The 8064-nt window shown below is 66.9% G+C and carries 9 protein-coding genes; all 9 read left to right on the forward strand.

Annotation, left to right across the window (positions count from 1 at the left end):
- The coding region (locus ACH107_RS27160; RefSeq protein WP_412508801.1) for a UDP-N-acetylglucosamine 2-epimerase at positions 1-244 on the forward strand (244 nt) is incomplete at its 5' end.
- 11 nt (positions 245-255) lie between these two features.
- Positions 256-1512 (forward strand): UDP-N-acetyl-D-mannosamine dehydrogenase, encoded by a 1257-nt coding sequence (gene wecC, locus ACH107_RS27165; protein ID WP_412508802.1) that lies wholly within the window; start codon positions 256-258, stop codon positions 1510-1512.
- A gap of 118 nt (positions 1513-1630) precedes the next feature.
- The gene (gene rfbC / locus ACH107_RS27170) at positions 1631-2200 is read left to right on the forward strand and encodes a dTDP-4-dehydrorhamnose 3,5-epimerase (RefSeq protein ID WP_412508803.1); all 570 of its coding nucleotides are present in this window, start codon (positions 1631-1633) and stop codon (positions 2198-2200) included.
- On the forward strand, positions 2197-3246 hold the full coding sequence (gene rfbB, locus ACH107_RS27175) for a dTDP-glucose 4,6-dehydratase (protein WP_412508804.1): 1050 nt from the start codon (positions 2197-2199) through the stop codon (positions 3244-3246). The genes rfbC and rfbB overlap by 4 nt, the downstream gene beginning before the upstream one ends.
- Positions 3247-3280: 34 nt before the next feature.
- Complete coding sequence (gene rfbD, locus ACH107_RS27180; RefSeq protein WP_412508805.1) at positions 3281-4126, forward strand: dTDP-4-dehydrorhamnose reductase; 846 nt, start codon at positions 3281-3283, stop codon at positions 4124-4126.
- Positions 4123-5016, forward strand: coding sequence for a glucose-1-phosphate thymidylyltransferase RfbA (rfbA, locus tag ACH107_RS27185; RefSeq protein WP_412508806.1), 894 nt, complete (start codon positions 4123-4125; stop codon positions 5014-5016). Before rfbD ends, rfbA begins: the two co-directional genes overlap by 4 nt.
- A gap of 3 nt (positions 5017-5019) precedes the next feature.
- Positions 5020-5958, forward strand: a complete 939-nt coding sequence (locus tag ACH107_RS27190; RefSeq protein WP_412508808.1) for a glycosyltransferase family 2 protein — start codon at positions 5020-5022, stop codon at positions 5956-5958.
- Between the two features lie 462 nt (positions 5959-6420).
- Complete coding sequence (locus ACH107_RS27195) at positions 6421-7017, forward strand: terminase small subunit (protein WP_412508810.1); 597 nt, start codon at positions 6421-6423, stop codon at positions 7015-7017.
- Positions 7018-7337: 320 nt separating this feature from the next.
- A partial coding sequence (locus tag ACH107_RS27200) for a glycosyltransferase (protein ID WP_412508812.1) occupies positions 7338-8064 on the forward strand: 727 nt, incomplete at its 3' end.

Raw genomic sequence — 8064 nt, forward strand, 5'->3', positions numbered from 1 at the left:
GGCGCCCTCGCTCGGCAAGCCGGTCCTGGTGATGCGGGACACGACCGAGCGCCCCGAGGCGGTCGAGGCCGGGACCGTGAAGCTGGTGGGCACCGATGGCGACAGGATCCGCGATACCGCCCTGACCCTTCTCGATGACGCGCAGGCCTATGACGCGATGGCCCGCGCCCTCAACCCCTATGGTGACGGCACCGCCGCCGAACGGATCGCCGACGCCCTGACAGCCCGCGATCAGGCTACGTGAAGGAGATTTCCATGTTCGACCGTATCTCGATGATCGGGCTGGGCTATATCGGCCTGCCCACGGCGGCGCTTTTCGCCGCCCACGGCACGAAGGTGATCGGCGTGGACGTCTCGCCGAACGTGGTGGACACCATCAATGCCGGGAAAATCCATATCGTCGAGCCCGAGCTTGACGGGATCGTGCACAAGGCCGTCTCCGAGGACATGCTGCACGCCACGCTGGACCCGGAACCGGCCGATGCCTTCATCATCGCGGTGCCTACCCCCTTCAAGGAAGGGTACGAACCGAACCTCGACTACATTAAATCCGCGGCGGAAATGATCGCGCCCGTGCTGGCGCCCGGCAATCTCGTGGTCCTCGAAAGCACCTCGCCCATCGGGGCCACCGAGCAGATGGCCGATTGGCTGGCCGCGGCGCGCCCGGATCTGAGCTTTCCGCAAACCGCCGGGAACGACGCCGATATCCAGGTCGCCCATTGCCCCGAGCGGGTGCTGCCCGGCCACGTGGTGCGCGAGCTGGTGGAAAACGACCGTATCATCGGCGGCATGACCGAGCGCGCCAGCGAGATGGCCGTGGCCATGTACAGGAAAGTGGTCCAGGGTGAATGCGTGGTCACCAATGCCCGCACCGCCGAGATGTGCAAGCTGACCGAAAACAGCTCGCGCGATGCGCAGATCGCCTTCGCCAACGAACTCAGCATCATCTGCGACAGGTTCGGTATCGATGTCTGGGAGCTGATCGGTTTGGCCAACCGCCATCCGCGGGTCAACATCCTGCAGCCGGGCGCCGGCGTGGGCGGGCACTGCATCGCGGTCGACCCGTGGTTCATCGTCTCTTCCGCCCCCGAGGAGGCACGGCTTGTCCGGCTGGCGCGGGAGATCAATGACGGCAAGCCGGACTGGGTGCTGCAGAAGGGCAAGGACGCGGTGATGGCGGTGATGGCCAGCGATCCCGCGCGCGCCATGGCGGATATCAAGGTCGCCTGCCTTGGGCTGGCCTTCAAGCCCGATATCGACGACCTGCGCGAAAGCCCCGCCCTGCAGATCACCCGCGGCTTCGGCAAGCTGGGCTGCCAAGTGCTGGCCGTGGAACCCCATATCGCCGAACTGCCCGCCGACATGGCCGACATGCCGATCACGCTGACCCCACTGGAGGACGCCATCGCACAGGCCGACGTGGTCTGCGTGCTGGTCCGGCACGCGGCCTTTGCCGGCCTCGCCGCGAAGCTGCCCGACACGGCCCGGATGATCGACGTGGTCGGCCTGTAACGGCCCGTCTCCCGCCGGAAGCTTCACCGCTGGCGGAACGTGCCGCGATTTGGCACAAGGCATGTCAGGACATGTGCCCGATTGCCCGTGGCGCGTAACGAGTCGAAGGACGGCCCCGATGGAAATTGAACAGACAGCCCTGCCCGGTGTGCTCATCCTCACGCCTGCCCGCCATGGCGACAATCGCGGCTTCTTTTCCGAAAGCTGGAACCGGCGCCGCATGGCCGAGGCCGGGATCGACATCGATTTCGTGCAGGACAACCATTCGGTTTCCGAACGGCCCGGCACCGTGCGCGGCCTGCATTGCCAGGCCCCGCCCCGTGCCCAGGCCAAGCTGGTGCGTTGCGGGCGCGGCGCGCTTTACGACGTGGCCGTCGATATCCGCCGGGGCAGCCCGACCTACGGCGCGTGGGTGGGCGTCGAGCTGAGCTTCGAGAACGGCCGGCAGCTGCTGATCCCCGAAGGCTTCCTGCACGGCTTCGCCACCCGCGAGCCGATGACCGAGATCATCTACAAATGCTCCGATTACTATGCCCCCGAGACGGACAGCACGGTGCGCTTCGATGACCCCGACATCGGCATCGACTGGGGGATCGATCCCGTCGAAGCGGTGCTGAGCGACAAGGATGCCCGGGCCCCCTGGTTCCGGGATTTCACCAGCCCCTTCGTCCTCGAGGCGGCGTCATGAAGCTGCTGGTGACGGGCGGGGCGGGTTTCATCGGGTCGGCGGTCGTGCGGCAGGCGGTGGGGAAGGGGCACCACGTGGTCAACCTCGACGCGCTGACCTATGCCGCCTGCCTCGACAACGTGGCGCCGGTCGCCGAAAGCCCCCTTTATGCCTTCGAGCAGGCCGACATCCGCGATCGCGCCGCCCTCGATCGGATCTTCGCCGACCATGCGCCCGACGCGGTGATGCACCTGGCCGCGGAATCCCACGTGGACCGCTCCATCGACGGGCCGGGCAGTTTCATCGAGACCAACATCACGGGCACCTACAACCTGCTGGAGGCCGCCCGCGCGTATTGGACGCGCAACGGCCGGCCCGATGCCTTCCGTTTCCATCACGTCTCCACCGACGAGGTCTACGGGTCGCTGCCCGCCGAGGGGCATGTGAAATTCACCGAGGAGACGCCCTACGATCCGCGCAGTCCCTATTCCGCCTCGAAGGCGGCCTCGGATCACCTGGTGCGCGCCTGGCACGAAACCTACGGGCTGCCGGTGGTCCTGACCAATTGCTCCAACAATTACGGCCCCTATCACTTCCCCGAGAAGCTTATCCCGGTCGTCATCCTCAACGCGCTGGCCGGCCGGGACCTGCCCGTTTACGGGGACGGGTCCAACATCCGCGACTGGCTCTATGTCGAGGACCATGCCGAGGCGCTGCTGCTGGTGCTGGAGACGGGAACCTCCGGCAGGTCCTACAATATCGGCGGCGAGAACGAGCGCACCAATCTCGAACTGGTCAAGGCGCTCTGCGCCATTCTCGATGATCTGCGGCCGCGCGCCGACGGGCAATCCTATGCCGGGCAGATCACCTTCGTCACCGACCGTCCCGGCCACGATGCGCGCTATGCCATCGACCCGACCCGCATCCGGGAGGAACTGGGCTGGCGTCCCTCGGTCACGGTCGAGGAAGGGTTGAGGCGCACCGTCACCTGGTACCTGGAGAACGAGCCGTGGTGGCGCGCCTTGCAGGACCGCGACGGCGTGGGCAAACGGCTGGGGGCGGGCTGAGCGGGCCCCATCACGCAGGAACAGGACAGGCGGCATGAATATCCTCGTTTTCGGCAGAACCGGCCAGGTGGCCACCGAGCTGCGCAGCCGGGCCGACGTGACGGCCCTCGGGCGCGCGGAGGCCGACCTGTCCCGGCCCGAAAGCTGCGCCGCCGCGATCGCGGCGCATGCGCCCGACCTGGTGATCAATGCCGCCGCCTACACGGCCGTGGACCGCGCCGAGACGGAAGAGGCCTTGGCCACCACCATCAACGGCGCGGCGCCCGGCGCCATGGCCCGCGCCTGCGCGGCTCGGGGCATACCGTTCTGCCATGTCTCGACGGATTACGTCTTCGACGGGGGCGGCACCACGCCGCGCGGGCCGGACGATCCCGTCGCCCCCTGCAACGCCTACGGCCGCAGCAAGCTCGCCGGCGAGGCGGCGGTGCGCGAGGCCGGCGGCCAACACGCCATCCTGCGTACCTCCTGGGTCTTCTCGGCCCATGGCGGCAATTTCGTGAAGACGATGCTGCGCCTGTCGGAAACCCGCCCCGCGCTCGACGTGGTGGCCGACCAGATCGGCGGGCCAACCCCGGCGGGCGACATCGCCGCGGCGCTGCTGACCATCGGGCGGGCCATGGCCGCGGGGCAGGGCGGCGGGCTTTACCATTTCAGCGGGGCCCCGGATGTCAGCTGGGCGGATTTCGCCCGCGAGGTATTCGCACAGGCGGGCAGGGCGGTCGATGTCACCGGGATCCCCACCGCCGATTATCCCACGCCGGCGCCCCGGCCGCTGAATTCAAGGCTTGATTGTGCCGCATTGGCGACGGATTTTGGCATTACCCGTCCCGACTGGCGGGCCGGGCTCTCCGGCGTCCTGCAGGAATTGAGGCAGCAATGACGACATCGCGCAAGGGCATCATTCTGGCGGGCGGGTCCGGCACGCGGCTCTATCCGATCACGCTTGGTTTGTCCAAACAGCTGCTGCCGGTCTATGACAAGCCGATGATCTTCTACCCGCTGTCGGTGCTGATGCTGGCCGGCATCCGGGAAATCGCGATCATCACCACCCCGCAGGATCAGGCGCAATTCCGCCGCCTGCTCGGCGATGGCCGCCAATGGGGCCTTGAGTTCACCTACATAGAACAGCCCTCGCCCGACGGGCTGGCGCAGGCCTATCTGCTGGCCGAGGATTTCCTTGCCGGCAGCCCCTCGGCCCTCGTCCTGGGCGACAACATCTTCTACGGCCACGGCCTGTCCGAGCAGCTGGCCGCCGCCTCGGCCCGGCAGGACGGCGGCACCGTGTTCGGCTACAGGGTGGCCGACCCGGAACGCTACGGCGTGGTGGAGTTCGATGCTGCCGGCCGGGCCGTCTCGATCGTCGAGAAGCCCGAGGCGCCCCGGTCGGATTACGCGGTCACGGGGCTCTATTTCCTCGACGGGGAGGCGCCCGCGCGCGCCCGGCAAGTCACGCCCTCGGCCCGGGGGGAGCTGGAAATCACCACCCTGCTCGACATGTACCTGCATGACGGCAAGCTCGCGGTCGAACTGATGGGCCGGGGCTACGCCTGGCTCGATACCGGCACCCATGCCAGCCTGCTCGACGCGGGTAATTTCGTGCGAACGCTCGAACAGAGGCAGGGCCAGCAGGTGGGCTGCCTGGAGGAGGTCGCCTATATCAAGGGCTGGATCGACGCGGAGGCCCTGGCCCGGCGGATCGATCTGTTCCGCAAGACCGACTACGGAAGCTACCTTGAACGCCTGCTGCAGTACGCCGGCCCGACCGCCTGATCCATGCCGGATCCCGAACAGCCGCATGTCGTGATCCTGATGGCCGTCTACAATGGCGGCGCCTACCTGCAGGAACAACTGGACAGCCTTGCCGACCAGGCGCATCCCGACTGGCAGCTCATCGCCGGCGATGACGGGTCCACCGATGACAGCCGGGAAATCCTGGACCGGTTCGCCCGGCAGCACCCGTCGATCCGCCTTGACGGCCCCGGGCGGGGCGGGGCCGAGAATTTCATGTCCCTCGTCCGCCGCACTCCCGAGCATGCGCCCCCCGGGCACTGGCTGGCCTTCTGCGACCAGGATGACGTGTGGCTGCCCGACAGGCTCTCGCGCGGGATCGCCGCGCTGAACGCCACGGCCCCGGACGGCCCGGCCCTTTACTGCAGCCGCACATGGATCACCGACGACACGCTCGGCAACCGGCGCCTCTCGGCGCCGCGGCGCCGGGCGCCGTCCTTCCGCAACGCGCTCGTGCAGAATATCGCCTCGGGCAACACCATCCTGCTCAACCCCGCGGCCGCGCAGCTCGTGGAGGCCGCGTCCCGGGACGTCGAGCGCGTCGTGGTGCATGACTGGTGGGTCTACCAACTCGTCACCGGGGCCGGCGGGCAGGTCGTCCACGACGACAGGCCGACGTTGCTCTACCGTCAGCACGGGGTGAACCAGATCGGCGCCAACGATACCGCGTCGGCCCGGCTCAAGCGCGTGCGCCAATTGCTGCGTGGCAGTTTCCGGGCCTGGAACGAAACGAATGCCCGGACGCTTTCGGATCTTCAGGCCCACCTCACGCCGGAAAACCGGCAGGCGCTGGCGGATTTCTCGGAGATGCGCCACGGGTCGCTACCGGCACGCCTTGCCGCGTTGCGCCGGCTCGGGCCGTACCGCCAAAGCGTCGCAAGCACGCTGGCCCTTTGGGTTTCAGTGCTCCTGAACCGTGTTTAGTTAACATAACATTGATTACCGGAGAAAATATTGTAAGTGCAAAGTTAAAATGTCCCACATCAGCAAAATAGAAGTGCCACACTTCCCTTTCGTCGAGGAAGGATTGGAGCGTGACAGTGGGATGGGCTTTTATCAGCGGATAACTCGGAACCCACGGCACAGTTCATACTGCAGAATTTTGTGACCAAAAGCGTTGAAAAATGCAACAAAATGCTGCTCAAGTCAACATTGCCACATCAAAAATGGTTTCTCGTAACTGAACCTCTAAGTGTCTGATTTTCCACAATGTGGGTCCATCCATGGGTGCACCCGTGGGACCTCCCATGGGGGGTACCAATCTATATAGACTGATGATGATGATAGGACTCGCAGCGCGGGCGCGCGCGAGGCGACCCGACGGATTGCCGTTGCAAACCCCGATGGCTACGATATCGCCGATTGCAGCATGATGTGGCAGAGCCAATGGCCGACCAGACACACACACCACAGCCCGTCTACCAATCACTCACCGAGAAGCAGCGCCGCTTCGTGGATCAATATCTCATCGAGACCAACGCCACCAAAGCGGCCCAAATCGCCGGCTACGGCTCCCCGCACAACCAAGGCCCTCGGTTGCTGCAAAATGCTAGAATCCGGGATGCGCTCGCCGAACGGGATGCGGAGCGTCAACGCCGCGTCGAGATCGACCAGGACACCGTGCTCACGAAATGGTGGAAAATCGTCACCGCCGATGCCAACGACCTCTCGCAGCACCGTCACGGCGCCTGCCGCTACTGCTACGGCGAGGATCACGAGTACCAATGGAAAACCGAGCGTGAATTCCGTCACGCCCTCGAGAAAGCCGTGAAACAGATTGCCGGCACCGACGCCAACCTCGCCGCCGAACTGCGTGACGGGGCCATCCGCGCCCCCTCTCTCCCGGATGACAGTGGCGGATACGGTTACGGGATCACCCGCGATCCCGCCCCTGACTGTCCCGAGGCGTATGCGTTGGCGAAGCCGCCAAAGGCCACGCGGCAGCTTGGACCGCGGACTTCGGCGGACGTCACACACCTCTGACTACCCAACTGAAAACCGTCATCGAGAAACAGAAATACAGGCGGGCGGAGGTTGTTCCGCGCGGCGTGGCGGCGGGCGCCTGATGGCTGCTCGGGCCCGTTTCGAGCTTCTGACCGGGGGCCGCGCGGCGCGGGCGATTTTGCGGGAAAAACGCCTCCGGCATCGCGGCGGCGATGCGTCGGTATCGCGTCGTCCCCGGCTCCCCCGGTCCGGGCCCGGAAAACCGCCACGACCACCGGCCCGGAGCCCCCGCCCCGCGGCTTGCAATGCCGGGGGCTCTCGGCTACACGGCAGCCGGTCATTGGTTCATCCGGGATATCATGCCCCCCTGCATTTTCATCGTCATGGCCGTCTGCAGGCCCGAGCCTGCGCATCTGAAGGCACAGATACGGTCCCTGGCGGACCAGACCCACGAGACCCGCCACCTCGTCGCGGTGATGGCCGACACCTGCTCGGACGACTTGGTGACCGAGCTGGCCGAGGAGGCGGGCCTGCCCCTGACCCTGGTGCCGAGCGATTTCGCGCTCGACGCGGTACGCGCCTTCGAGGCCGGGCTGACCGAGGCACTCCGGCTGATCGAGGCGGACGGGGACGACGGCGCGGCGCTGGTCGCGCTCTGCGACCAGGACGACATCTGGCACCCCGAGCGGCTGGCAAAGGGCGTGGCGGCGCTGGCGGCCAGCGGCGCCGAGCTGGTGCACAGCGATGCGCGGCTGGTGGGCCCCAACGGGCAGGAGGTGCTGCAGCGCTCGATGTTCGCCTACGAGCGGCGCAAGCGCCAGCCGGGGCTGCGCGGCCTGCTTTACCGCAACAACATCACCGGCATGACCACGCTGATGCGGCCCCGGCTGCTGCGCCTCGCCCTGCCCTTCCCGGCCCAGAGCGGGGTGCATTTCTACCATGACCTGTGGCTGGGGCTGCTGGCCGCGGCCACCGGCGGGGTGCACCTGATCCCCGAGCCGCTGGTCGATTACCGCCAGCACGGCGCGAACGCCATCGGCGCGGTGGATCGCCGCCGGCGCCAGACCGGGGCGGCGCGGCGCAAGC

It is taken from the genome of Roseovarius halophilus (ex Wu et al. 2025), assembly GCF_047086965.1.